This window comes from Janthinobacterium sp. EB271-G4-7A (assembly GCF_020858075.1).
GTDB lineage: Bacteria > Pseudomonadota > Gammaproteobacteria > Burkholderiales > Burkholderiaceae_D > Janthinobacterium > Janthinobacterium lividum.
Genome location: NZ_JACYMI010000001.1, coordinates 378,101 through 403,468, shown reverse-complemented (window position 1 = coordinate 403,468; position 25,368 = coordinate 378,101). Strand labels below are relative to the sequence as shown.

The 25,368-nt window shown below is 63.2% G+C and carries 26 protein-coding genes; 13 read left to right on the top strand and 13 right to left on the bottom strand.

Annotated elements, in window-relative coordinates:
- Nucleotides 1-2 precede the first annotated feature (2 nt).
- Complete coding sequence (locus tag IGS58_RS01905; RefSeq protein WP_230520540.1) at nucleotides 3-1,367, bottom strand: KamA family radical SAM protein; 1,365 nt, start codon at nucleotides 1,365-1,367, stop codon at nucleotides 3-5.
- A gap of 281 nt (nucleotides 1,368-1,648) precedes the next feature.
- Between IGS58_RS01905 and IGS58_RS01900 the strand changes: the two genes are divergently transcribed.
- Both IGS58_RS01900 and IGS58_RS01895 read left to right on the top strand, forming a co-directional pair.
- Nucleotides 1,649-2,107: a cache domain-containing protein gene (locus IGS58_RS01900; protein WP_034780434.1), complete on the top strand. Its 459-nt coding sequence runs from the start codon at nucleotides 1,649-1,651 to the stop codon at nucleotides 2,105-2,107.
- Between the two features lie 68 nt (nucleotides 2,108-2,175).
- The gene (locus IGS58_RS01895; protein ID WP_230520539.1) at nucleotides 2,176-3,870 is read left to right on the top strand and encodes a methyl-accepting chemotaxis protein; all 1,695 of its coding nucleotides are present in this window, start codon (nucleotides 2,176-2,178) and stop codon (nucleotides 3,868-3,870) included.
- Here the strand turns inward: IGS58_RS01895 and IGS58_RS01890 are convergent.
- Nucleotides 3,867-4,445, bottom strand: a complete 579-nt coding sequence (locus tag IGS58_RS01890; RefSeq protein ID WP_070281638.1) for a DNA-3-methyladenine glycosylase — start codon at nucleotides 4,443-4,445, stop codon at nucleotides 3,867-3,869. The two genes, IGS58_RS01895 and IGS58_RS01890, sit on opposite strands and share 4 nt — an antisense overlap.
- Nucleotides 4,446-4,735: 290 nt before the next feature.
- Between IGS58_RS01890 and IGS58_RS01885 the strand changes: the two genes are divergently transcribed.
- From IGS58_RS01885 to IGS58_RS01875, 3 genes are all read left to right on the top strand, one after another.
- The gene (locus IGS58_RS01885; protein ID WP_230520538.1) at nucleotides 4,736-5,602 is read left to right on the top strand and encodes an HDOD domain-containing protein; all 867 of its coding nucleotides are present in this window, start codon (nucleotides 4,736-4,738) and stop codon (nucleotides 5,600-5,602) included.
- 106 nt (nucleotides 5,603-5,708) lie between these two features.
- Nucleotides 5,709-6,917: a hypothetical protein gene (locus IGS58_RS01880; protein ID WP_230520537.1), complete on the top strand. Its 1,209-nt coding sequence runs from the start codon at nucleotides 5,709-5,711 to the stop codon at nucleotides 6,915-6,917.
- A gap of 102 nt (nucleotides 6,918-7,019) precedes the next feature.
- The gene (locus IGS58_RS01875; RefSeq protein ID WP_230520536.1) at nucleotides 7,020-7,682 is read left to right on the top strand and encodes a hypothetical protein; all 663 of its coding nucleotides are present in this window, start codon (nucleotides 7,020-7,022) and stop codon (nucleotides 7,680-7,682) included.
- Nucleotides 7,683-7,691: 9 nt separating this feature from the next.
- Here IGS58_RS01875 and IGS58_RS01870 read toward each other — a convergent pair whose 3' ends face one another.
- Nucleotides 7,692-8,213, bottom strand: coding sequence for a DNA-deoxyinosine glycosylase (locus tag IGS58_RS01870; RefSeq protein ID WP_230520535.1), 522 nt, complete (start codon nucleotides 8,211-8,213; stop codon nucleotides 7,692-7,694).
- Nucleotides 8,214-8,308: 95 nt separating this feature from the next.
- On the opposite strand from IGS58_RS01870, the gene IGS58_RS01865 reads away from it, so the two are divergent.
- The 4 genes from IGS58_RS01865 (at nucleotide 8,309) to IGS58_RS01850 (ending at nucleotide 11,097) form a co-directional block, all read left to right on the top strand.
- Nucleotides 8,309-8,737: an Mpo1 family 2-hydroxy fatty acid dioxygenase gene (locus tag IGS58_RS01865; RefSeq protein ID WP_034780447.1), complete on the top strand. Its 429-nt coding sequence runs from the start codon at nucleotides 8,309-8,311 to the stop codon at nucleotides 8,735-8,737.
- 153 nt (nucleotides 8,738-8,890) lie between these two features.
- The gene (locus IGS58_RS01860) at nucleotides 8,891-9,340 is read left to right on the top strand and encodes a glycine zipper 2TM domain-containing protein (RefSeq protein WP_034780449.1); all 450 of its coding nucleotides are present in this window, start codon (nucleotides 8,891-8,893) and stop codon (nucleotides 9,338-9,340) included.
- Between the two features lie 309 nt (nucleotides 9,341-9,649).
- Nucleotides 9,650-10,594 carry a DMT family transporter gene (locus tag IGS58_RS01855; RefSeq protein WP_070254602.1) on the top strand — a complete coding sequence of 315 codons (945 nt, stop codon included), beginning with the start codon at nucleotides 9,650-9,652 and terminating at the stop codon, nucleotides 10,592-10,594.
- Complete coding sequence (locus tag IGS58_RS01850; protein WP_230520534.1) at nucleotides 10,591-11,097, top strand: GNAT family N-acetyltransferase; 507 nt, start codon at nucleotides 10,591-10,593, stop codon at nucleotides 11,095-11,097. The genes IGS58_RS01855 and IGS58_RS01850 overlap by 4 nt, the downstream gene beginning before the upstream one ends.
- 352 nt (nucleotides 11,098-11,449) lie before the next feature.
- Here IGS58_RS01850 and IGS58_RS01845 read toward each other — a convergent pair whose 3' ends face one another.
- Nucleotides 11,450-11,587 (bottom strand): hypothetical protein, encoded by a 138-nt coding sequence (locus IGS58_RS01845; RefSeq protein ID WP_157751284.1) that lies wholly within the window; start codon nucleotides 11,585-11,587, stop codon nucleotides 11,450-11,452.
- Between the two features lie 218 nt (nucleotides 11,588-11,805).
- On the opposite strand from IGS58_RS01845, the gene IGS58_RS01840 reads away from it, so the two are divergent.
- Nucleotides 11,806-11,985, top strand: a complete 180-nt coding sequence (locus IGS58_RS01840; RefSeq protein ID WP_034746290.1) for a hypothetical protein — start codon at nucleotides 11,806-11,808, stop codon at nucleotides 11,983-11,985.
- A gap of 11 nt (nucleotides 11,986-11,996) precedes the next feature.
- On the opposite strand, the gene IGS58_RS01835 is transcribed toward IGS58_RS01840, so the two are convergent.
- The 9 genes from IGS58_RS01835 to IGS58_RS01795 all read right to left on the bottom strand — a co-directional run bounded on the left by IGS58_RS01835 (nucleotide 11,997) and on the right by IGS58_RS01795 (nucleotide 23,259).
- Complete coding sequence (locus IGS58_RS01835) at nucleotides 11,997-13,427, bottom strand: glycine betaine ABC transporter substrate-binding protein (protein WP_230522181.1); 1,431 nt, start codon at nucleotides 13,425-13,427, stop codon at nucleotides 11,997-11,999.
- 90 nt (nucleotides 13,428-13,517) lie between these two features.
- Nucleotides 13,518-14,744 carry an imidazolonepropionase gene (hutI, locus tag IGS58_RS01830; protein ID WP_230520533.1) on the bottom strand — a complete coding sequence of 409 codons (1,227 nt, stop codon included), beginning with the start codon at nucleotides 14,742-14,744 and terminating at the stop codon, nucleotides 13,518-13,520.
- 11 nt (nucleotides 14,745-14,755) lie between these two features.
- A complete protein-coding gene (locus tag IGS58_RS01825) occupies nucleotides 14,756-15,331 on the bottom strand; it encodes a HutD/Ves family protein (RefSeq protein WP_230520532.1) in 576 nt (191 codons plus the stop codon).
- Nucleotides 15,331-16,707: a formimidoylglutamate deiminase gene (locus IGS58_RS01820; protein ID WP_230520531.1), complete on the bottom strand. Its 1,377-nt coding sequence runs from the start codon at nucleotides 16,705-16,707 to the stop codon at nucleotides 15,331-15,333. The genes IGS58_RS01825 and IGS58_RS01820 overlap by 1 nt, the downstream gene beginning before the upstream one ends.
- Nucleotides 16,692-17,480, bottom strand: coding sequence for an N-formylglutamate deformylase (hutG, locus tag IGS58_RS01815; RefSeq protein WP_070254607.1), 789 nt, complete (start codon nucleotides 17,478-17,480; stop codon nucleotides 16,692-16,694). The genes IGS58_RS01820 and hutG overlap by 16 nt, the downstream gene beginning before the upstream one ends.
- A 20-nt stretch (nucleotides 17,481-17,500) precedes the next feature.
- The gene (hutH, locus tag IGS58_RS01810) at nucleotides 17,501-19,060 is read right to left on the bottom strand and encodes a histidine ammonia-lyase (protein WP_034780488.1); all 1,560 of its coding nucleotides are present in this window, start codon (nucleotides 19,058-19,060) and stop codon (nucleotides 17,501-17,503) included.
- Between the two features lie 19 nt (nucleotides 19,061-19,079).
- Nucleotides 19,080-20,783 (bottom strand): urocanate hydratase, encoded by a 1,704-nt coding sequence (gene hutU / locus IGS58_RS01805; RefSeq protein ID WP_230520530.1) that lies wholly within the window; start codon nucleotides 20,781-20,783, stop codon nucleotides 19,080-19,082.
- Between the two features lie 106 nt (nucleotides 20,784-20,889).
- Entirely contained in the window at nucleotides 20,890-22,563 is a 1,674-nt protein-coding gene (locus IGS58_RS01800) for an amidohydrolase (RefSeq protein WP_230520529.1), read from the bottom strand.
- A gap of 66 nt (nucleotides 22,564-22,629) precedes the next feature.
- Nucleotides 22,630-23,259: a GNAT family N-acetyltransferase gene (locus IGS58_RS01795; protein WP_230520528.1), complete on the bottom strand. Its 630-nt coding sequence runs from the start codon at nucleotides 23,257-23,259 to the stop codon at nucleotides 22,630-22,632.
- Here IGS58_RS01795 and IGS58_RS01790 point away from each other — a divergent pair.
- Genes IGS58_RS01790 through IGS58_RS01780 form a run of 3 tightly spaced genes read left to right on the top strand, consistent with a single transcriptional unit; the run spans nucleotide 23,240 to nucleotide 25,362 of the window.
- Nucleotides 23,240-24,391, top strand: coding sequence for a hypothetical protein (locus IGS58_RS01790; protein WP_230520527.1), 1,152 nt, complete (start codon nucleotides 23,240-23,242; stop codon nucleotides 24,389-24,391). The genes IGS58_RS01795 and IGS58_RS01790 overlap by 20 nt on opposite strands.
- Complete coding sequence (locus IGS58_RS01785) at nucleotides 24,309-24,845, top strand: hypothetical protein (protein WP_139144106.1); 537 nt, start codon at nucleotides 24,309-24,311, stop codon at nucleotides 24,843-24,845. The genes IGS58_RS01790 and IGS58_RS01785 overlap by 83 nt, the downstream gene beginning before the upstream one ends.
- Nucleotides 24,811-25,362, top strand: a complete 552-nt coding sequence (locus tag IGS58_RS01780) for a hypothetical protein (RefSeq protein ID WP_230520526.1) — start codon at nucleotides 24,811-24,813, stop codon at nucleotides 25,360-25,362. Before IGS58_RS01785 ends, IGS58_RS01780 begins: the two co-directional genes overlap by 35 nt.
- Nucleotides 25,363-25,368: the final 6 nt, after the last annotated feature.

The window sequence follows — 25,368 nt, the reverse complement described above, 5'->3', positions numbered from 1 at the left end:
GCTCAGGCGGCCTGCGCCAGGCGGATGATTTTATGCGGCACCTGCGGCACGGGTTCATCCGTTTCAAAGAAGAATTTCTCCTGGCCAAAGGCCGGCTTCAAATCGTCCATCCACGTCGCTTCCGCATCGAACTTGGCATAAAACGGCCGGCGCACCCAGTCCGGGTTGCGCGCCTGCAAAAATTGCAGGGCAAACAGTTTTTCGCCATGGATGGTGACGATGCCGTCGATGACGATCTTGCCGGGGAAGGCGCTCATGGAAGGCCCGCGCACCGTGCGCGACAGGCCCGACACCATCTGGTAGGCGGCCTGGAAAATCTCGTGCGCCTTCGCCAGGGGCAACTCGAAATAGCCGCGCGGGCCCGTGTCCCGTTCGACAAACATGTAATACGGAATTGCCCCCAGGCGCGTGCCCGTCTGCCACAACTCGGCCCAGCTTGCCGGATCTTCATTGATGTGGCGGATCAGCGGCCCCTGCATGCGCAAGGTGGCACCCGTGGAGACGATGCGTTTCACGGCTTGCTGGGCGATGTCCTGGCGCAACTCGACGGCATGGCTGTAATGGCCCATCACGGCCAGGTTCTTGCCCGCCTTGACGATGCGCTCGAACAGGCGCATCAAGTCGTCCGCATCGCGGTCCGAGACGAAGCGCTGCGGCCAATACGCCACCGCCTTGGTGCCGATGCGAATGTTCTGGATGTGTTCCAGGCCCGGCGCCAGCAGCGGCTCCAGGTAGGCGGCCAGTTGCCGCGTGTTCATGATCATCGGGTCGCCGCCCGTGATCAGCACGTCCGTCACTTCCGGATGCAGTTGCAGGTAGGCGGCCAGCTCATGCGACTCGCGCGCATCGAACTTCATGTCGTCCATGCCGACGAACTGGGGCCAGCGGAAGCAGAAGGTGCAATACGCGTGGCAGGTCTGTCCCGCGCTGGGGAAAAACAGCACCGTTTGCGCATATTTATGCTGCAAACCGCGCACGGGCGCATCGTTGACCCGGGGCACGTTGTGCGTCATCTGGCCGGCCGGATGGGGATTCATGCCCAGGCGCAAACCATGCACATAGGCGTCGATGGCGGCCTTGTCGCGCTGCACCAGCACCAGCTCGCGCAAGTGCGCGTACTGCTCGGGCGGCAGCATGTCGCGGTGGGGAAAGACGAGGCGATAGATGGGATCGTCCGGGATGTTGTTCCAGTCGATCAACTGATCGAGCACATAGGCATTGGTGCGAAATGGCAAGACGTGCGACACCACTTGCACGGCTTCGCGCTGCTCTTCCGGCAGCCATTCCCACTGCCGCGCCTGTTGAATGGTGTGCCGCGTATACGGTTTGAACTTGGGTGAAAACGGCTCGGTAATGGGTGCGGACACGATCTGCTCCTTGCCTGTAAATAGCGATAACTTTCATGAAACCAGCCCCATATCGGCCAATTCCAGCCTCTTTCTCCCCATGCCCGGCCAACTCGGCATGCTGTGAAAGTCATCATAGTTCTTGCTGCTTGGAACCAAATTGCTACATATCAACATACCGTCGATACGTTGCACGCTGCCTACAAGCAACACCTTAGTTTGTTCCATCGCAATTTGATGGAACCGCCGGCGACGTAAATTACGACTTGGCAACACATCCCTCGATATCACAAGGAGCTTTCATGAAACGCTTATTCACGGGTAGCCTGCTGTGCCTGGCATTTGCCGGCGGCAGCGTCAGCGCCGCGGTTGAACCAACGGAAAAAGACGCCATCGCCATGGCCGAACGGGGCGCCGCCTTCATGAAGGCGCATGGCAAGGAAGAAATGATGAAGAAAATCACGGCGAAAGACCCGGACTTCGTGCAGGGCTCGCTGTATGTGGACATGCGCGACATCAAGACGGGCATCGTGCTGGCCCACCCCATCAATCCTTCCATCGTGGGCAAGGATTTGACGGATGTCCCTGACGCGAATGGCAAGAAATATCGCCGTGAAATCATCGAGCTGGCGCAAAAGCAGGGCAAGGGCTGGGTCGATTACCAGTACAAGAACCCAACCAGCGGCAAGATCGAACCGAAGACCACGTACATCCTGCGCGTCAACGACGTGGTGCTGGAAGCGGGGATCTACAAGAAATAGGGCAAGGGCGGCGCGCACGAACGCCGCGCGCCGCCTGCGGTTGGAACAGCCATAGCCAGGAGTCAAGCATGCTCAATCGATTACGCATCGGACCAAAATTATTGCTGGCGCCCACCCTGGTCCTGCTGCTGCTGATACTCAGCTCGACCGGCGCCTGGTATGGCATGGTGCGGCAAAATGCCTCGCTGGAAAACATGGTACGGGTGCGCATCACGCATTTGAAGGCGGCCGCCGACGTACTAGGCGAGGCCAGGCATGTGCACGGCAATATGTACCAGTTGCTGTCGTGGACGAATGGCAGCTTCGCCAAGGCCCGCCTCGATACGCTGGAGCAACAGATCAAGGCGCGCCATGCGGCCATCGGCACCCAGCTGGGCACGCTGCGCGCCACGGCCACGGGCGCCGAACGCACCCTGGTCGATGCGGCCATCACGGCCCTGGCCGGCTATCGCAAGGCGGTGCTGGAAACCATGGAAATGGCGCAGATGGACCAATCGATCGCCACCAATTCCATGCTCAAGGCGGAAACCCAATTCGTCCAGTTCAATACGCAGCTGACACAACTGTCCGCCCTGGAAACGACGCTCAGCAGCCAGGCCCATGCGACGGCCAGCGCCGAGTTTCGCACCTTGGGCTGGAGCCTGCTGTTGACGGTGCTGCTATCGATCCTCGTCTCCATCGTGGTGACCATGCTGGTGCGGCGCGCCATGCTGGTGGAAATCCGCGGCATTGCCGACGCCGTGCAAGACTTGGCGGCGGGCAAGCTGATGGCCGGCGCCCCCAAGCAAGGCAATGACGAAATCGCCGCCACGTCGCGCGTGCTGGACCAGACCATCGCCCACCTGAACCAGACCTTGCGCACCATCATGGACGCCGTGCAATCGATCGACACGGCCTCGCGCGAAATTGCCACCGGCAATCTGGATCTGTCGGCGCGCACGGAAATGCAGGCCAGTTCGCTGGAAGAAACGTCGAGCGCCATGGAAACGCTGACGCAAGCCGTGAATGACAACGCAGACAATGCCCAGCTGGCCTGCGAGCTGGCGGGGCAAGCATCGACCCTGGCCGTGCAAGGGGGCGCGTCGATGCAGCAAGCCGTGACGACGATGGCGACGATACGGGCCAATTCGCGCCAGATCGTGGACATTATCGGCGTGATCGATGGTATTTCCTTCCAGACCAATATCCTCGCGCTGAATGCGGCGGTGGAAGCGGCGCGCGCGGGCGAACAGGGCCGCGGCTTTGCCGTGGTGGCGTCCGAAGTGCGCACCCTGGCGCAGCGCTCGGCCCAGGCGGCCAAGGAAATCAAGACCCTGATCGCCACCTCGGTCACTACCATCGATGGCGGCAGCGTAGCCGTGCAGCAGGCGGGCGACAGCATGGACGCCATCGTGGCCTCGGTGCAGCAAGTCAACGAGATCATCCAGCGCGTGAAACAGGCCAGCGCCGAGCAGGCCTCGGGCATCACGGAAGTGAATCAGGCCGTCACGCAAATGGATGACGTCACCCAGCAAAATGCGGCCCTGGTGGAGCAGGCGGCAGCGGCGGCGGCCAGTTTGCAGGACCAGGCCGTCAAGTTGTCGGCGGCCGTGGCCGTGTTCACCCTGGACGAGCGCCCGGCCGCGCCGAGCGGCCATACCGACGAAGAAGCGTTCCGGCACCCGGCCAGTGCGCAACAGGAGCGGCGCGCACTGCATAGCCCGCTACGCGGCATGCCCGGCCTACGTGCCGCCAAGGATGCATCGCGGCGCCAGCGCAGCTAGATGGCAGGCGCGCGCATCGGCTTACTCAGGTAGGGCGAACCGGCCAGCACGAAGCGCCACGGCGTCTCCATCGCCTTGGAAATGCCGATGCGCGAGCCCGCCTGCACCGTCACCTCTTCTTCGCGGGCCAGCAGCATGAACGGCGGGGCATCGAGCGCCAGCCGGTTATGCATATGCGTGACACCGAGCGCCTGGCACACCTTGCCCGGCCCCGAGCACAACAGCCGCGCATCCTCGACGCCGCGCCGCTCGCGCATGGCATCGAGTCCCGCCACGGGTTCAATCGCGCGTATCAGCACGCCCGCCCCATGCCCCGCTTCGCGGCACACGAAATTCAGGCACCAGTGGATGCCGTACGAGCGGTAGACATAGGCGTGCGCAGGCGGGCCGAACATGGCCGCATTGCGCGGCGTCATGCCGCCATACGTGTGCGAAGCGGGATCCAGCCGGTCATACGCTTCCGTTTCCACGATACGCCCGCCGACGCCGTCGACCAGCACGGTCACGCCGATCAGCTGGCGCGCCACGCTGCTGGAATCGTCCGCAAAATCGATACCCGCAAGGATTTTTTTCATCCGGCAATTGTACTGCCGCACATCCCGCCGCACGCCTTGCCCCGCCTTGAAAACAAATACAACTTGATCTTTTCATCATGAATATCAGGATGGGCAGCGTCGTAAAATGACGAAAATGGCGGCGAGTCCAGGCCAAAACGGGAATTTTTGCGACAATATATTGCAGATATGAACTATTGCCATGCATAAACAGCGATAATCGTCGGGCACTGCGCCAGACGCTCATGAAGCGGGCAGCGGCAGTGAGCGACAGAATAAGCACCGGGCACAAAAATGATGATGAAAGCGTGATGATGAGAGCGGCAGCGCAAAAGCAGGTAGTGCAGGAAGATCCGGTTGACGCCTTGATGCGTTCCATCCGCATCCCGCCGCGTCCCAGCCTGCTGGTCGACCTGCAGCGCGAACTGGCGGAGCAAGACCCGTCGCCGCGCCGCATCGCGCGCATCATCGCCGACGATGTCGGCATGTCCGGCGCCCTGCTGAAACTGGCCAACTCGCCGTTCTATGGCGCCGCGCGCAAGGCCAAGTCCGTCGAGCAAGGTATCAACTTTCTCGGCATCAACCAGTGCAGCGCCATGATGACGGGCTTGCTTGCCCGCCAGGCGCTGGAAGCGGAAGGCGTGGAACTGACCAACTTCTGGGATGTGTCGGCCAAGCGCGCGCGCGCCCTGGTGTTTACTTCGCGCAAGCTGCGCATTACCCCGCCCGACATCGCCCATACCTTCGGCCTGTTCTGCGATATCGGCGTGCCCCTGCTGATGAACCGCTTCCCCGACTACGTGAACACCTACGCGGCGGCGGCCAACGATGCGCACAATTGTTTTACGACCCTGGAAGACGCGCGTCACCAGACCAACCATGCGGCCATCGGCTGCTTGCTGGCACGCAACTGGGGCCTGTCCTCGGACGTCTCGTGGGCCATCCTGCACCACCACGACTACACGGTGCTGGCCGACCCGTCCACGGACGATGCCATCCGCTCGCTCGTCGCCCTGTCGCTGCTGGCCGAAAAGGGCATTCAGCGCTACCATGGCAACAGTACCTCGCTGGAGTGGGACAAGGGCGGAGAACTTGCCTGCCAGCATCTCGGCCTGTCGCAGGAAGAAGCTGCCGACCTGCTCGACGAGTTGCACGAGATGTTCGATACCGACCATTGATGTATCGGGCGGCCGCGGCCGCCTGTATGATCTGCTCCGGCGCCCGGCAAAGCCCTGGCGCCCGTTTCCGTTTGCCTGACCCGTATTTCTTAACCTGTTGATCGCCATGCCCAAAAATAAGCGCCCTGTCCCCCGTAAATCCGCCAACACGCCTGAAGACAAGGACGAGTCCGTCACGCGCATGCTGTGCACGATGGCCCTGAACCTGGCGGAGCAGGAAGACAGCGAATCGCAAGGCACGGTGCTGGCCGAGCAAGCCGTCGAGTTCGGCCGCCTGATCCGCAAGGCCTTGAATCAAAAGAAGGATGAAATCCTGTATGACGCCATCGAGCGCGCCAAGTACGAAGACGTGGGCGCCTACCAGTATTTGCGCAGCCATATCGAGGAAGCGGCGTCCATTTCCGTGATCCGCCGCGAAAACGCGCCGGCCATGGAAATCAACGCCTTTGTCGTGCCCCTGCTGGTGCAAAGCACGGGCGGGTTGAAGGAAGCGGACAGCTTCCAGGACCAGGACGCTTTCGAAGCCCTGGTGAAGAGTTTCCAGCAGGCAGAACTGGAAAGCGCCAAGGCCAAGGTCGTCTTGATGAGCCATGCCTACGACCTCGATGAAATCGACCGCATCACCTATAGCCATTTGCACGAGATGGTGCGCGACGCCTACGCGTCGATGACAGACAAGAAGATCGTCGCCACGCCGGGCCTGGAAAGCAGCATCGTCGGCTGGAGCGAAACGGCCTTCGGCCCGCAGGACACGGCCGTCGAGCTGCGCTTCCTGCTGGGCTTTGCCTTGAAACGCGTGGACGACCCGTTCTATGCGGAACCGAAGGACGAAGCGGCGCTCGATGCCTGGTTCGACGCGCGCATGGCCCGCTACCAGCAGTGGACGACGGAAGTGGGCGATCTGGTGAAACGCTGCCTGGCGCCGGCCGGCAACGCCCTGGAAGTGAGCTTCCTCTACCAGGATCTGTTCCACGGCGGCAAGGAACAAGGCATGAGCGAGTATGCGATGCTGCAAATGATGTCCGGCATCAACCATGCATTGGCGGAAAACAACGTCGATGCCGGCGACGTCTCGGTGGTCGTCGGCCCGGCCGATGAACACGGCGAAATGCTGTTGCGCGTCAACGTCAGCACGGCGGGCGGCGAGCTGCTGCACAGCGCCGAAAAGCCGCTGGACCTGGCCGCCGACCTGCAGGAGGAAGTCGACGACATCTGCGATGCGCTGGCCACCATCGGCGTGACCCGCTTGTCCGTGGCGCTGAAATTCGACGCCAAGGGACAGCCGTTGGAAGCGCAGCCATACGCGCCGGCGTAAGTCCCGTCGCCTCCCCGCCGCCTGCCGTCTTGGCAAACGGCAATTATCAAGATACCATCTTCGCGAGCGCGCGCCAGCCTGGCGCACCTTCCGGAGATGCGCATGCCCCAGCCGCACTTGATCAATATTGCCACCCATGTGCTGGCCGGCAGCGCCGCCATCGGCCTGGGCCTGTTCCTGCTGGCCACGGCCAAGGGCACGCCACAGCACCGTCGCCGCGGCAGGCTGTTCGCGTGGCTGACCTTGCTGGTCTGCGCCACGGCCGCCATCGGCAATCTGCTGTTTGACTATCGCCCCGTCTTTGCCGTGCTGACGGTGCTGGTGCTGTACCAGCTGCTGAGCGGCTGGCGCGCCGTGTACACGCGCGATGCCGGTCCGCAAGCCGTCGATGGCGCGATGACGGCAGCCGCGCTGGCGGCGGGCGGGATGATCCTCTTGCGCCTGCAGCACGATGCTTCCGGACAGCAAGCCATCGTCGTGCTGTCCTCGCTGGGCGGCCTGGCCACCATCCTCGTCTACGACGCCGCGCGCTGGCTCTTTCCCCGCCGCTGGCATGGCGTATTGTGGCGCTATGAACATATCTACAAGCTGCTCGCCTCGCTGTTCGCCATGCTTTCGGCCGCCGCGGGCAACCTGCTGCGCATGGGCCAGCCCTGGACGCAGCTGGCGCCATCCCTGCTGGGTTTGATCTGCATCGCCTGGTTCTGGCGGCGCCAGTACCGGCAGGAACAGGCGCAGCGCCTCATGCACAGGCTTGCCGCCTGACATGCCATCTCACCGGCGCAAAGCCAGCCACGCCTGCAATTTCTGCGCATACGCCAAGGTGTAGGCGGGGCTGCTCGACGGCAAGCTGACGATGCGGTAGCGCTGCGCGTGCTCGCCCAGCACCTTGATGCCCAGCTTGGCTGCCGTGCCGCCGTTGAAGGCGATCGTATCCAATTGCGGCAGGCTGGCGGCCAGTGCCACCAGGTCGTTGTCGTCGCGGGCGCGGATATTGCTGTCCAGGCTGCCCGTGCGCTGCGCCTGCGCCACCACGTCCCACAGGCCCACGCCGTGCGCCAGCAAGGTACTCAACCGCGCCTCATAGGGCAGGCTGGTCAGATCCACACCCAGCACCTCGCCCAGCAACCTCCAGAACTTGTTTTGCGAATGCGCATAGTATTGGCTGCGCGCCAGCGATTTTTCTCCGGGCAGGCTGCCCAGTATCAGCAAGCGCGTATCGGCATCGACGACGGGATCGAAACAGCGCTTGCGCGGGTCGGCGGCCACGTCTGGCAAGAAGGCTGGGCTATTCAAATGAGCGGTCCGGAAGGGGAAATGAAGGGCCATTTTACCCGGCCACGCGACGGTGTAGAATTCCCGGACAACCATCCCTATACAAGAGACCGCCCATGCGCACCATCGACACCCTGCTGGCCCAGTATGGCGAAAGCCACCGCAACCATGTCAATGAATGGGTGCACATCGTGTGCGTGCCGCTGATCGTTTTCAGCCTGCTGGGGCTGCTGTGGAGCATACATCCCAGCGTGGCGCTGCTCGGCAGTATTCTGGCCTTATACTATTATTACAAGCTGTCACGTCCGTTTGCTGCCGGCATGCTGGCGATGCTGGCCGCCATGCTGGGCCTGCTGCTGCTCATGCCGGCGCTGACCATCCTGCCCGTGTCGCTGGCGCTGTTCGTGCTGGCCTGGATAGGCCAGTTCATCGGCCACCAGATCGAAGGCAAGAAACCGTCGTTTCTGGACGACTTGCGCTTTTTACTGGTGGGGCCGCTGTTCGTGCTGGGATTTTTGTACCGGCGCCTGCGGCTGGCGTATTGAGCGGCAAGTGCTCATGTAGTCATGTGGTTACGCTGGGCCGGTAACAGATTTTTACTATTCGCAACTAGTTATCTGAGGCAAGTGTCCTTATGATAAGTCATCATCTGCCGGTCGACGCAATCGGCAACCAACTTTTGTCCAAGGGAGTCCCATATGAAAGCACCAATTATTGCAGTGGCATTGCTCGCCACCCTGGCCGGCTGCGCAGTACAACCGAACTCGGCAAATGTCTACAATGCGCGCCAGGCGCAGAATGAACAATCGGTTCGCATGGGCACGGTTGAATCCGTGCGCCAGGTAACCATCGACAAGGGTGAAACGGGCACGGGCGTACTGGCCGGCGCGGCGCTGGGCGGCGTGGCCGGCTCGACCGTCGGTGGCGGCAAGGGCGCCATCGCGGCCAGCATCCTCGGCGCCGTCGCGGGCGGCATGGCCGGCAAGAGCATCGAAGCGAATGCCTCGAACAAGCCCGGCCTGGAAATCACCGTGCGCCTGGACAATGGCGACATGCGCGCCATCGTGCAAGATGCCGACGAACTGTTCCGCCCGGGCGAGCGCGTGCGCCTGCTGTCCGATGGCCGCAAGACCCGCGTCACGCATTGATCTGCTTGCCGGCGCATGCGCTCAGCCGAATGCGCCGGCAGCGAGCAAGGCGGAAGGGTGCAGCCAGATGGCAAGCACAGCCGTCACGACGACATACACAAGCACGCTCCATACTTTGATCTGCAGTGAGGCTGGCATGGCGTCTCCCCTTCAAAGATGCAATTCAGAAAATATTTACTTGATATTAATGTAAATATTTTCATAAATTCAATATTTTCCAGAAGCACTGCGCTGGCTCAATCCTGGTGTCTCCTTGGGCAAGCTCGGCCGGGACTCGCCATCCCCGCGCGATATCCGTATACTTGCGCGATGTCCTCTCCTCTCCTGTTCATCATTGCCTGCCTGATCTGGGGCTCCACCTTCTGGGCCATCACCTTGCAGCTGGGCGATGTCGCCCCCGCCGTTTCCGTGGTCTACCGCTTCGGCCTCGCGTCCGCCACCCTGTTTGCCTGGTGCGCCTTGCGCGGCGACCGCTTGCGCCTGCCCTGGCGCGCGCAGCAATGGATGCTGCTGCAGGGACTGGCCTCGTTTGCCCTCAGCTATGTGTGCACGTACAGCTCGGAGCAATACCTGGTGTCGGCCCTCGTCAGCGTGCTGTTTGCGCTGATGGTGTTCTGGACGCCATTGCTCAACCGCATCGCCTTCGGCACGCCCATCACCTGGAGTACCTGCTGCGCGGCGTTTGTCGCCATCTGCGGCATCGTGCTGCTGTTTTACCAGTCCATCGGCGCGGCGCTGCACGATATTCTGGGCGGCGGGAATGGCCATTTCCTGCTCGGTTTCATGCTGGCCCTGGTGGCCACCGTGTCTAGCACGGTGGGCAATGCCCTCGTCATGAAAGTGCGCGAACATTCCGGCAACGTGATGCTGACCATGGCCTGGACCATGCTGTGGGGCACCTTGATGGTGGCCGTCTGGGCCATCGCCACGGGGCAGTCCTGGCAGTTGCCCGCGCGCCCCAGTTACTGGATGGGATTGTTGTACCTGGCCATCTTCGGCTCGGTGATCGCCTTCAGCGCCTATTTCACGTTAATCGCCCGCATCGGCACGCAAAAGACCGTGTACATCGGCGTCGTCACGCCCGTCATTTCCGTACTGCTGTCGGTGCAGTTCGAACACTACCGGCCCGCCGCCATCGAATGGGCGGGCATGGTGCTGTGCCTGTCCAGCGTGGCCTGGGCCCTGACGTCGGGCGCGCGCAAGACAAGTACCATTGCTTCCCTTTCCACCACTTCACCAACAAAGGCAACATGAGCACCTCTTCCTCCCTCGCCATCCGTCCCGCGACCGCATCCGACGTGGCTACCATCTTTGGCATGATCCATGAACTGGCCGTGTTTGAAAAACTCGAACACATGATGATCGCCAGGGAATCCATGCTGCACGACAGCCTGTTCGGTGCCCATCCCGCATGCGAAGCGCTGGTCGGCGAAGAACATGGTGAAGTGGTGACCTTCGCCCTGTTCTTCCATAATTTTTCCACCTTCCTGTGCCGCAAGGGCCTGTACCTGGAAGACCTGTATGTGAAGCAATCGGTGCGCGGCAAGGGCTATGGCAAGCAGATGCTGGTGGCGCTGGCGCAACTGGCCGTCGAACGCGATTGCGGCCGCTTCGAATGGTCAGTGCTGGACTGGAATGAAAACGCGATCAACTTCTACAAGGGCATGGGCGCGGACGTGATGCCGGACTGGCGCATCTGCCGGGTCGCTGGCGATGCCTTGACGCAATTGTCGGCAGGTACGCCAAAGCCGGCCTGATTGGAGCGGGAACTGCAAGGAAGGGGAATTGCAAGGAGGGGGAACTGTAAGGAGGGGAACTGTAGCGAGCGGATGCGATTTGTGGCCGAGAAGCGGAACTGTACGCGAGGTACAGTGAGCATCGCAGGCCGCAAGGCGCGCCGCGCAGTAAGTTCCAAAAAAATCCCCGCGGGCTAGCGGCACCGCGGGGTGAACCCATTGTCAAGTGGGAGGGGGGAGAATGCAATCAACGGTTATCAATATAAACGCTGCCGCTTGCCAACACGCCGACCTTTACATTTGCTTACCGGGCCTTACATTTGACTTAAATCTGCCAACCAAGTGTCACCGAGTGTCGCTTGAAAGACACTGATTATTTCCGTGGTTCAATCAATGTGCCGTGCAAACCGATATGTTGTTGCGCAACCCCACTGCCACCCTGCGCATTTTTATAGATTTGGTACACTGTCAAACAGGCGATGCAGCCAGCAACCACGGCAAAAATGACCATGCGACGCTCCTTGAGTATGCTTGAGGGAATCAGGGTCTGCGACGACTGATGGTGATCAGGCGAGCAGGGAAGATTCAGTGTGACATCTTAGGTCTGGGGGGCATTGTGCAATGTCAAACGCGCCAATTTGACGAGGTCATGGCATTTGATATGGCGCAAAGTGGCGGCATTCCGCTCACACAAAATGAACGCATCATTACGCACCTGGGAGCCACATCATGAATGTCTCTGCCAAACCGCTCGTCATGAAAATCTACCGCGCCTACCTGCGCTCCCGCCTGGAACGCTATACGCGCGACTTGCAAGCCATCGCCGAACAGCGCGAGAACGATTTCCAGGCTGAACGCATCCTGCACCAGGCAGTCGTCTCGGTGCGCTCCAAACTGCACTCGCTGTAACCGTGATGCCGTCAGTGCTGCCGGCCGGCCACGGCCCAGCGCTCCACCAGCTCGAACAAGCCTTGCGTCAGCAGGGCCAGCACGGCTGCGGGGATCGCGCCGGCCAGCAGCATGTCGTTGTCATTCAGCGCCAGGCCGATGGTGATGCGCTCGCCATAACCGCCGGCGCCGATGAAGGCGGCGATGGTGGCCGTGCCCACGCTCATCACCGCAGCCGTTTTCACGCCCGCCAGCATCACCGGCAAGGCCAGCGGCAAGTCCACGTGCAGCAGGCGGTCGCGCTTGTTCAAGCCCAGCGCCAGCGCCGCCATGCGCAAGCCTTGCGGCACCTGCAGGATGCCCGTGCACGTGTTGCGCACGATGGGCAGCAAGGCATACACGAATAGGGCCACCAGCGCAGGTACGGTGCCGATCATGCCCAGCACGGGGATCAATATCGCCAGCAGGGCCAGCGACGGCACCGTCTGCAGCACGCCGACGAAGGCCAGCACCGTTTGCCGCAGCGGCGCCGAAAACGCCGCCAGCACGCCCAGCGGAATGCCGATCGCGCACGCCAATGCCACCGACAGCAGTACCAGGGTCAGATGCTGGCGCGTCAGGCTCCACAAGTCGTCGCCGATGATTTTATCGAGCAGATTGCTGCGCGCGGCGGCCGGTTTGTTCGCCTGCGTGCCGGACGCCAGCCACTGCCGCGCCACGTCAGAGAAAGTCTTGCCATCGATTTCCACGGCCGCATTCATGGCAATCATGTCGCCCTCGCTGATGCGTCCCTGCAGCCGCAGCAAAGCCTGCCAGGCGGAGGGAAAACGCTGCGGCACGTCGAGCCGGTACAGGAGCATGGCGTCGTAGCGGGGAAAATACTGCTGCGTGTCGGCCAGCACGCGCAAGCCGTACTGGCGGATCTTCGCGTCCGTGGAATAAATGTCGATCACGTCCACCTGGCGCTGCGCCAGCGCTTCATAGGCAATGCCGTGATCGAGGCCGCGCGGGCGCTGCGGCAAGCCATAGCGCGCGGCCAGGCCCGGCCAGCCATCGACCCGGCCGATGAATTCATGCGACAGGCCGAATGTCAGGGCAGGATGCTGCGCCAGCTGATCCAGGCTGGCGATGGATTTTTCATCACCGCGCATGGCCAGCGCATACGTATTGTTGAAGCCCAGCGGCACGGCCACGCCCAGCCCCAGCGCCGCCAGCTCGCGCCGCATCTGCGCCAGATCGATGGCCTTGTCGTGCTTGAGGATTTCGCTGGCGATGGTGCCCATGTATTCGGCATATACGTCGATGCTGCCCGCCTGCAGCGCAGCGAGCACGATGGCCGTGTTGCCCAGGCCCTGGCGGTGCTGCGCCTTGGCGTGCGGCGCGGCGCTCTGCTGGAGGATTTCGCCGAGAATATACGATTCCGTGAAGCGCTTCGAGCCCACCTTCAAGGTGCCTCCATCCATGGCATGCGCAGGCGCGGCGGCGAAGAGGAGCGACAACAGCAGATAAAACAGCAAACAAGCAGCACGCACGCGGCGCTCCAGGACGGATGATCAATCCGGCAAGCTTACCACCGGCGCGCGCCAGACACCGCCATGCACCACGCCCGCGCACGGGTTCAGGCCCAGCGCATACGCCAGGTCGGCCGGGCGCGCGATGCGCCACAGGGCGAAATCGGCACGCTTGCCCACCACCAGGCTGCCCGTCTGGTCCTGCAAGCCCAGCGCGCGCGCCGCGTGGCAGGTAGCACCAGCCAGCGCTTCCTGCGGCGTCAGCCGCCACAGGGTGCACGCCATGTTCATCGCCAGCAGCAATGACGTCATGGGCGACGTGCCCGGATTGCAATCGGTGGACACGGCCATCGGCACGCCAGCCGCGCGCAATGCCGCAACAGGCGGCGGCTGCGTCTCGCGCAAAAAGTAGTATGCGCCAGGCAGCAGCACGGCCACCGTGCCATGTTGCGCCATGGCGGCGATACCCTCGTCCGACAGGAATTCCAGGTGGTCGGCCGACAGGCCGCCGTAGCGCGCCACCAGCGCCGCACCGCCCAGGTCCGACAGCTGCTCCGCATGCAGCTTGACGGGCAGGCCCAGTGCCCTCGCCGCGTCAAACATGCGCTGCGTTTGCGCCGGCGTAAAGCCGATGCGCTCGCAGAACGCATCGACGGCGTCGACCAGTTCATCGCCAGCCAGCTGGGGCAGCATCTGCGCGCACAGCAGCTCGATGTAGGCGTCGGCCTGGCCCGCATATTCGGGCGGCAGCGCGTGCGCGCCGAGGAAGGTGGTGCGCACGGACACGGGCAGCTGCTCCCCTATTCTGCGCGCCACGCGCAGCATCTTCGCCTCGCTGTCCGCGTCGAGACCGTAGCCGGACTTGATCTCCAGGGTGGTCACGCCCTCGGCCAGCAGCGCCAGCACGCGGGGCAGGCTTTGCCGCAGCAATTCATCGTCGCTGGCCGCGCGCGTGGCGCGCACGGTGGACATGATGCCGCCGCCGGCACGGCTGATGTCTTCATAGCTGGCGCCATTCAGGCGCGCCTCGAATTCGTCGCTGCGGTTGCCCGCGTGGACGATGTGCGTATGGCAGTCGATCAGGCCGGGCGTGAGCCAGCAGCCCTGGCCGTCGTGCAGCACGGCGCCGCTGGCCGGCAGCTCGTCGCCGGGGCCGAACCAGGCGATGCGGCCATCCTTGACGGCGATGGCCGCGTCCAGCAGCTCGCCATAGCCCTGCTCCATGGTGGCCAAATGGACGTTGTGGATGACCAGATCCCAGTCTTGCATCGCTTCCCTCCCTAGGTAAACAGGTCGACGCACAAGACGGCCGAACGCTGCAAGGCGTCGAGCCGCCATTCCTGCGCATCGTCGGCGTCCAGCAGCAGCGCGTCATGGCGGGCCAGCGCGAACTGCTGCTCGCCACCGCGCGCCAGCACGTGGCCTTCGCCGGCGATAAACAGCAGGGTCGCCGCGCTGCGCCGCGCCAGCTTGCCCGGCGCCGTGATCTTTTCCAGCTGGTGGCGGCAGCGGTCGCGCCGCGTCATCACATTGAAATCCGTCGTCGTCCCCTTGACCTGCGCAAGCACGGCCGCTTCGCCGGGAAACCACAGCATCGGTTGCGCCGCGCTCAAGGTCACCTTGCGCGTGCCATCGAGCGTCAGCTGCACGCTATCGCCATCGACCAGCATCAGGCTGCGGTCGATGCCGGGAAAGCTGGAAAACGGCCCGCTGGCCGTGATCGTCGCCAGGCTGATACGCCAGTCAAATTCCATCAGACCGGCACCGGGCGGCGAAATGGCGATTTCCATCGTGCTGCCGCCGCCGTTTTTCCACGGCGCGGCGCGCAGGCACTCCTGCGGGATGAAAGTCGCCATCAGAGCGCCCTCAGTTGCGCCAGGGTGCGCTTGTAGCCGGCCGCGATGGCGTCCTGCGCCACATGGCGCCCATCGCGCACCTGCCACTGGCCGCCGCACAGCACGTCGCGCACCAGGTTGTCGTTGCCGCAGAAAAGCACGCTGCCCAGCACATTGTCGATGGCCACGCCGCACAGGTTCACATGCGTCTCGTCGAGCACCAGCAGGTCGGCGCGGCAGCCCCGCGCCAGGGCACCGAGCTTGCGCCCGGCCGCCTGCGCGCCGCCCTGCAAGGCCGCCTGCCACAGGTAGTCGCCCACATGGCGCTGGTACGGCGTGGCGGCCACATTGCGCTGCTGGCGCTGCAAGCGCTGGCCATATTCGAGCCAGCGCAATTCCTCGACGGGCGACTGCGAGACATGGCTGTCGCTGCCAACGCCGAAACGCCCGCCGGCGGCGATGAATTCGGCCAGCGGGAACAGGCCGTCGCCCAGGTTTGCCTCCGTCGTCGGGCACAGGCCCGCCACGGCGCCGCCCGTAGCCATCAGCGCCACTTCATCGGGCTGCACATGCGTGGCATGCACGAGGCACCAGCGCGCATCGACGTCGACCTGGTCGTACAAGTACTGCACCGGACGCCGGCCGCTGTAATCGAGACTCTGGCGCACTTCGTCCTGCTGTTCGGCGATGTGGATGTGGATGGGGCGATCCGCGGGCAGCGCTTGCGCCACTTCGCGGATCTGCGCCACGCCAGCGGCCCGCAGCGAGTGCGGCGCAAAGCCCACCTCCACCTGCCCGCCGCGCTGCGGCGCCAGCGCCTCGACGATGCGCAGCACATCTTGCGCATCGGTGCGGAAGCGCACCTGCTCCGCTTTCAACGCCTGTTCGCCGAAGCCAGCATGGCTGTACAGCACGGGCAGCATGGTCAGGCCGATGCCGCTGATGCGCGCCGCGGCCAGCACCCGTTCGGCCGTTTCGGCGGGACGCGCATACAGCGCCCCGGCCATATCGCGCTGCAGGTAGTGGAATTCGCACACCGCCGTGTAGCCATGGCGCAGGCATTCGGCAAACAGCTGCGCGGCGATGCTTTCCATCTGCTCCGGCGTGATGTGGCGCGCGAAACGGTACATCAGGTCGCGCCAGGTCCAGAAACTATCCGGCCCATCCCCCGCGACTTCCGTCATGCCGCCCAGCGCCCGCTGGAAGGCATGCGAATGCAGGTTGACCATGCCGGGCAAGACATATTCGGCCACTTCGGCACCGGCAGGAGCTACGGCATTGTCCGCCACCGCCGTCAAATCGCCGGCCGCGTCCCACTCCAGCAGCACGTCGCGGCGCCAGCCTTGCGGCAGCAGCGCGTGGCGCGCGAACAGCCAGCCGCTCAACGCGCCACCCATGCCACGGCCGCTTCCATCATCTGGCGCAGCAGCGGCTGCACTTGCGCCGCCAAGTCGGGCCGGTAGCCAAATGGCGCTGCCTCATCCATGTACAGGCACTGGCACATCTCCAGCTGGATCGCATGCACGCGGCTTGCCGGCTGGCCGTAATGGCGCGTGATATGGCCGCCCTTGAAGCGGCCGTTCAGCGCCACGGTAAATGCCTCCTGCGCGCGCGCGACATCGACCACGGCGGAGGTCAGGCCCACATCGCAGCTGGCGCCATCGGCCGTGCCGAAGTTCAGGTCGGGCAGTTTGCCGTCAAAGAAGCGCGGCACGCGCGAGGCGATGGAATGGGCATCCCACAGCACCACGGCGCCATGCACGCGCAGCAGACGGTCCAGTTCCGCGCGCAGCTGCGCATGATACGGCGCCCAGTAGCGCTGCAAGCGCTGCCGCACATCCTGCGCATCGGGTTCGCGGCCAGCCAGGTACAGCGGCTCGCGGTGAAAGGTATCATTGGGCAGCAAGCCCGTCGTATCCTGGCCCGGATACAGATTCGTGTCTTCCTGCGGGCGGTTCAAGTCGATGGTGTAGCGCGACCAGCGCGCCGACAGCACGGATGCATCCATCTCCTGCAAAAAGCCATACAGCTCACGCAGATGCCAGTCCGTGTCGGCCTTGATCAAGGCCTGCGGCGTCATGCGCGCGGCGATATCGTCCGGTATGTCGGTGCCCACGTGGGGCATCGACACGAGCAGCGGGATGCTGCCTTCGTTGAAGCGAAAATCCATGCTTGTCTCCTTGCTCCCGCTCAGGCGTACAGCGGGGCGAACAAATTCTTGCACGTGCTGCTCAACTCACCCTGCAGCACCATCTGCTTGGCCGCTTCGATATCGGGCGCGAAGAAACGGTCGGCGTCGAAGAACGGCACCTTCTGGCGCAGCTGCTGGTGGACATGCTCGAGGTGCGGCGAGGTTTTCAGCGGACGGTGGAAATCGATGCCCTGCGCGGCGGCCAGCAGCTCGATGCCGACGATGACGGCCGTGTTGTGCGCCATGTCGTCCAGGCGGCGCCCGGCGAACGTGGCCATGCTCACATGGTCTTCCTGGTTGGCGGAAGTCGGCAGGCTGTCGACGCTGGCCGGATGGGCAAGCGACTTGTTTTCCGATGCCAGCGCGGCAGCCGTCACGTGGGCGATCATGAAGCCGGAATTGACGCCCGGGTCGCGTACGAGGAAGGGCGGCAGGCCGGACAAGGTGGCGTCGATCAGCAGCGCGATGCGGCGCTCGGCCAGCGCGCCGATTTCGGAAATCGCCAGCGCCAGGGTGTCGGCGGCAAAGGCCACCGGCTCGGCGTGGAAGTTCCCGCCCGAGACGATTTCCGCCTGTCCGTTGGGACCATCCTGGAAGATCAGCGGATTGTCCGTGACGGCATTGGCTTCGATCAGCAGGGTGCGGCCGACGTTGACGATCAAATCGAGGCAGGCGCCCATGACTTGCGGCTGGCAGCGCAGGCTGTAAGGGTCCTGCACGCGCTCGTCGCCTTCCAGGTGCGAGGCGCGGATCGCGCTGTGCGCCACCAGCTGGCGGTACATCTGCGCGGCCAGGATCTGGCCCGGCTGCCCGCGCACGGCGTGCACGCGCGCGTCGAACGGCGCATCGCTGCCCTTGGCCGCGTCGAGCGACAGCGCGCCCGTGACCATGGCCGCTTCCAGCAGGCGCTCGGCCATGAACAGGCCATGCAGCGCCAGCGCGTTCGACACTTGCGTGCCGTTGATCAGCGCCAGGCCCTCTTTTGCCGCCAGCACCACGGGCGCGATGCCCGCCTGCGCCAGCGCTTCGGGAGCCGCCATCAATTCACCGTTGACGCGCACGTCGCCCACGCCCAGCATGGCCAGCGTCATGTGCGACAGCGGCGCCAGGTCGCCCGAGGCGCCGACGGAACCCTTGGCGGGAATGGCCGGCATGATGCCCGCGTTGTACAGGGCGATCAGGGTATCGACGATCAGCGGGCGCACGCCGGAAAAACCACGCGCCAGGCTGCCGATCTTCATCAGCATGATCAGGCGCACGACGGCGTCCGACAGCAGTTCTCCCGTGCCGACGGAGTGCGACAGGATCAGGTTGCGCTGCAATTGCTCGAGCTTTTCATCGGGGATGCGCGTCTTGGCGAGCAGGCCGAAACCCGTGTTGATGCCATATGCCGCATCGCCCTTGGCGACGATGGCTTGCACGGCGGCGGCCGACGCTTCGATGACGGGATAGGCCTCGGCAGCGAGGGTCAATTTTGCCGGCGCGGCCCAGACGGCGCGCAGGTCGGCCAGGGTCATCGCGCCGGGTTTTAACGTCCAACTTTTGGAGTGCTGTGTCATAGTCATTCGCGTCTAAGTCTCAAGGAAGCATGGGAAGAATCAGGCCGTTGCGCTTGGCGCAGGCGGCCGCTGTTTCGTAGCCGGCATCGGCATGGCGCATCACGCCAGAACCACTGTCGTTGACCAGTACCCTGGCCAGGCGTTTCGCCGCCGCTTCGCTGCCGTCGGCCACGATGACCATGCCCGCATGCTGAGAATACCCCATTCCCACGCCGCCGCCATGGTGCAGCGAAACCCAGGTGGCGCCGCCGGCCGTGTTCAGCATGGCGTTCAGCAGCGGCCAGTCGGAAACGGCGTCCGTGCCGTCCTTCATGCTTTCCGTCTCGCGGTTCGGGCTGGCGACGGAACCCGTGTCCAGGTGGTCGCGGCCGATGACGATGGGCGCCTTCAGCTCACCCGTGCGCACCATCTCGTTGAAGGCCAGGCCGGCGATGTGGCGCTCGCCCAGTCCCAGCCAGCAGATGCGCGCCGGCAGGCCCTGGAAGGCGATGCGCTCGCGCGCCATGTCCAGCCAGTGGTGCACCTGTTTATGGTGCGGGAACAGCTCCTTGATCTTCGCATCCGTTTTGTAGATGTCTTCCGGGTCGCCCGACAGGGCAACCCAGCGGAATGGGCCGCGGCCCTCGCAGAACTGCGGGCGGATATACGCCGGCACGAAGCCGGGGAAATCAAACGCGTCCTGCACGCCCTGGTCGAACGCCACCTGGCGGATATTGTTGCCATAGTCGACGGTGTGCACGCCCATGGCGTGGAAATCGAGCATGGCTTGTACGTGGGCGGCGCAGGAATCGGCGGCGGCCACCGTCAGGCGCGCATGGCGCTGCGGGTCCTGCTGTGCCGCCTTCCAGTCCGACACGCTCCAGCCGCGCGGCAGATAGCCGTTGACCAGGTCATGCGCGGAAGTCTGGTCCGTCACCAGGTCCGGCACCAGGCCGCCCGCTTTCGCGCGGCGCACCAGTTCCGGCAGCACTTCGGCCGCGTTGCCCAGCAAGCCGATGGAGATGGCTTCCTTGCGCTCCGTATGGTACTTGACCAGTTCCAGGGCTTCGTCCAGGCTGGCCGCCTGCTTGTCCAGGTAGCGCGTGCGCAAACGGAAATCGATGCTGCTTTGCTGGCATTCGATATTGAGCGACACGGCGCCCGCCATGGTGGCGGCCAGCGGCTGCGCGCCGCCCATGCCGCCCAGGCCCGCCGTCAGGATCCAGCGCCCGCCCCAGTCGCCGCCGAAATGCTGGCGGCCCGCTTCGGCGAAGGTTTCATACGTGCCCTGCACGATGCCCTGCGTGCCGATATAGATCCAGCTGCCGGCCGTCATCTGGCCATACATGAACAGGCCCTGGCGATCGAGTTCGTTGAAGTGTTCCCAGTTGGCCCATTTCGGCACCAGGTTGGAATTGGCGATGAGTACGCGCGGCGCATCCGCGTGGGTCTGGAACACGCCCACCGGCTTGCCGGACTGGATCAGCAAGGTCTGGTCGTCTTCCAGCTCGCGCAAGGAGGCGAGGATCTGGTCGAAACAGGCCCAGTTGCGGGCGGCGCGACCGATGCCGCCATAGACGACCAGATGCTGCGGATTTTCCGCCACTTCCGGGTCCAGGTTGTTTTGCAACATGCGGTAGGCCGCCTCGGCCTGCCAACTCTTGCAAGCCATGACCGTGCCGCGCGGAGCGCGGATGGTACGGCTGGCATCAAAGCGTGGATCGGTGTCCATTGTGCTGTTCATGCTGTCTCCTCGTAGGGTGCGAGCGGGCATACTTGGCCCGCTCTGGTGCTACCAGCATAGGTTGTCTATACAACCAAGTCAACAGATTTTTGCAGGCCCAAAGTCGCTATTTTTTCTCGAACACGCGCTTGCCCGCCACCCACGTTTGCAGCACCTGCGTCTTGCCGATGGCCTTGGGTTCGACCTTGAACAGGTCCTGGTCGACGACGACGAAGTCCGCCCACTTTCCCGCTTCCAGGGTGCCGATGACCTTTTCCTGGTGCGCCGCCCAAGCCGCGTCGAGGGTGAAGCAGCGCAGTGCTTCCGTCACCGTCATGGCTTGCTGCGGGTACCAGCCACCGGCAGGGAAGCCTTCGCTATTCTGCCGCGTCACGGCCGCGTGGATGCCCTCGAACGGGTTCGGCGACTCGATGGGGAAATCGGAACCGCAGGCGATGCGCGAGCCCTGCTTGAGGAAGGTGCGCCACGCATACGCGCCCTTGATGCGCTCGTGACCCACGCGCTGCTCCGCCATGTTCTGGTCCGAGGTGGCGTGCGTCGGCTGCATCGACGGCACGATGCCCAGCGCCTTGAAACGGGGGATGTCGGACAACTGCACCACCTGAGCGTGCTCCATGCGGTGGCGCAGGCCCACGCTGCGGTATTGTGCGATCAAGGCCTGGTAGCCGTCGAGGATTTGATGGTTGCCCGCGTCACCGATGGCGTGCACATTGACCTGGTAGCCGGCGCGCATGGCTTTTTCCATCTTCGCGCGCATGGCAGCGTCAGGGTAGAACAGCAGGCCGCTGGTAGCAGGATCGTCGCTGTACGGCGCCAGCAAGGCCGCGCCGCGGCTGCCCAGGGCACCGTCGGACAGCAGTTTCACGGCGCGCAAGGCGTACATGTCGCGCGCATAGCTGTTCAGGGGGCCGTTTTTCGCCAGCGCGTCGAAGTCGTCCGTCGTATCCGCGATCATGCCGTACACGCGCACCGTCAGCTTGCCGTGGTCCGCGTAATCGCGGAACAGCCGGTCCTGCATCTGGCCGATGCCCGCATCGTGCACGCTGGTCAGGCCCGCTTGCGACAGCTGCGCCAGCGCGCCATCGAGGGCGGCGCGGTTTTCCACGTCGCCCGGCTTGGGCAGCACGGCATCCATCAAGTCCATGGCGTTGTCGACCAGCACTCCAGTGGCATTGCCGTCCGCGTCGCGTTCGATCTTGCCGCCCGCCGGATCTTGTGTGGCGCGCGTGATGCCGGCCAGCGCCAGCGCGCGGCTGTTGGCCCAGCCCGCGTGGCCATCGACCCTGCGCAGCCACACGGGCCGCGCGCTTTCGGCCGCATCGAGTTCGGCTGCCGTGGGAAAGCGCCCCAGCTTCCAGATTTCCTGGTTCCAGCCATTGCCGACGACCCAGCTGCGTTCCGGATGTGCACGGGCGAAGTCGCCCACGGCCTGCACGGCGACCGGCAGCGAGGCGGAACCGTACAGCATCACGCCGCTGGCGATCGTCCCCAGGCCGAACACGTGACCATGCGCGTCGATCAGGCCTGGCAGCACGGTTTTTCCCTGCACGTCGACATGGATGGCGCCCTTGGCCGCCTTGCGTTTCACCTGCGCGGCGCTGCCGACGGCGAGCAGCTTGCCCGCGTCGTCAAACGCCAGCGCCGTGAAACGCACCACCTTGCCGGCTGCGTTGAGCGTGTAGCCGTTGGCATTGTCGATGACGGTATCGGCATGCGCGTGGCCGAGGGCCCCCAGGCAGGCGAGCGTGAGCAGGGTGCGGCGCAGTGGCAAGGTCGGCATTTCCATCTCCAGGTCTGTTAGTCGTTAGCAAAAAGACGAGTGTATAGAAATTGGCAAAATGGTCAATCAGGCAGCGCGGGGCGCTCGTACCATCAGCCAGTAGTCGCAGCCCGTGACGGCTTCCGCGTAGCGTCCCGCCGCCACGAAGCCCAGGCGGGCATAGAACGGCAGGCTGCGCTCATTGTAAGTCTCCAGGAAGCACGCGGCGCCGGCCGCATCGACGGCCGCCAGGCCCGGCGCCAGCACGGACGCGCCCAGTCCCTGCCCTTGCGCGGCCGGGGCGATGCCGGCGATCGACAGATACCAGGCATCCTGCAAACCGTGCGGCGCCAGCGCGTGCTCCATGTTCGCGACGATGGCCGTGAAATGCGCAAAGCCCTGCTCCCCCAGCAGCGCGCGCAAGGCGGCTTCGCGCTGCCCATACGCCGCCTGACGCAGGGCCGCCGGCGTATCCGTCGTCCAGATGGCGGCGCCATTGCCCGCGTCATCCACCAGGTCGACGCGCCCCGCCTGGCGGCCTTCTTCCAGCGCCAGCGCGAAGTAGGCTTCCAGCATGGCCAGCCGCGCCGCCTCGTCGTCGCCGCACGCCACCGTGACGGTGCGGTAGAACGGATCGCCGGTCAGGGCGGCGGCCAGGCTGCGGGCGGTGCGGGAAGCTTCGGCGTGGGAAACTGCGATGCTGGACGGGCTGGACATGGTTCTCTTTCTGTTCATTGAAACGCCTGGCATCTTAACGCAAGCGCGCAGGCCTTGCGCCCGGTCAATACCCGCATGGCGGCGCGGGCCTACGCTGGCGTATTATCGCGGAGTCCCCATGGCCAGGCACCATGTCATCAGCACCACCGCGTGCGACGTGTTCTTCAAGCTCGTGGCGCACCAGAAGAACAGCCTGGGCGCGCGCTTCGACAGCATGATCGTCACCTTCAGCGCCGACGGCCAGCCTGTACGCGGCGCGGCCCTGCGCGATGCAAAAAGTGGCTGCGAACTGCACCGCCTGGCCGGCCAGCCCGACGAATGCTGGTGCTGCGGCTATGACGAGCAGCTGGAATTCGTCTCGCAAGCCAAGACGGGGACGACGGATGCGAAGGGGCGCACGGGGCGCGTCGCCAGCAAGCGGGAGGAGCAGATAACGATGGTGGAATTTTTCCCACAAGAAGATAGCCTTCCCTGCTGCTTCGCTGCACCTGTCCCGGTGGCGCCGACGGCGATCATACTGGAATTACAAGACGTAAAAACTACCGACAAGGATATCGACACATCAGTCAAACAGGTAAAAATCGATAGCATGGCTCGCCCACTTACCCAGGCTGAAATAAACATGGCATGGATGATCTTTGAAGATGCCGTCGACTATAGCAAAGTCAAAATTCACAAGAGGCCTTATCTATGGCTGCTCCAACCAAAAAACACTGCCATGACACCCAATGGGGAAATGTATTTCCATGAGTCGAGATTTCTGGACGATTTTTCCAATGCAGATAACACCGAGCGTCATTGTTTCATTCATGAAATGGTCCATATTTGGAAATATCAACTGAAATATCCGGTGGCCATGCGTGGAGCATTCAGAATAGGACTGGACTACAAGTACGTATTGTCGTCCGAAAGAAAATTAGCCGACTACAACATGGAGGCACAGGGAGACTTGTTAGCCGACTACTACGCATTGAAATACTTAAAGGATTCTTCCGCAATGCGCCAAGAGCAATATGCTAACGACCAAGCAGTTTATGAAGAGGTACTCAATGATTTTTTCATCAACAGAAAAAGTGAAAAGAATTTACCTGGCGGGAATATCGAGCGCACTCCTCTCGTCGACATACCTTGATGCGTGTGCAACATCGCGCATCGCCGATGCTGAAATCAATTCAGTCAATGGCACGCCATGCTTCACAATCTCACAAACGGAAGAGAACCGTAACGGTCAGCCACTCCTGGGGGCACTCAGTATTTCAGACCTGTCAGTAAAACCGGCCACCAAAGTATGGAGCTATGTGATGAGCGGAGGAAGAAAAATTCCGCTTTCATCAAAAAGCTGCCTGCTTTATGGCGATATTCCACAGGGCGCAAATGGCATGCCCGCTCCTGAACTGCAAACCGGGCGGGTTTACAGCATCTTCTTGAATGGACGTCCAGATGATCCTTCCGACCCTACCTATGGCTATAGAGGAAAATTCTGCATCGCTGCCACCTCCGCAGATGAACGAAAAATCATCGCCATTGGCAGCGGCACGCCAGCGTGGAAACATGACAATTGCCCAGAACATTCGCTCGTCCCATAATGCAACAATCGCCATGCCATATCGTCACACACTGCTATTCCTGCTTGCGGCGCTGACGAGTGTCGATGTCTCGGCGTGGTCGCGCATGGGCCGCGCCGCCGTCATCACGGAAGCGGGCCTTCCATGCTTCAAGATTGCCAATGAAGAGGAAAGATCAAGGGGTCCTGTCAGCCTGAAGATGCTGACGATCAGCACACCTGAGCCGAATGGCTGGAAAGATGTATGGACGGTCATGTTCCCCAATGCCTCGTTTGGCGATCCCACCTATCGGCTGCCAAACAGGGGATGCGTGCGCTACGGGAAGGCTCCCGAGGGGGCCGAGAGCAGCGATGCAACGCCACTGGTTGCGGGGAAAGTGTATGGCGTATCCTTCCTGGGAAGGCCGCCATCCGCGTCAGATCCCACTTCACGCTACTCGGCAGATTTTTGCCTGCTCATAGCGCCTTCCGGGGGATTTCACGTCGTTCAACTGACAAACGGCAAGAATACCTGTGCCCTCGAAGAACAGTTACGATAAGGCATG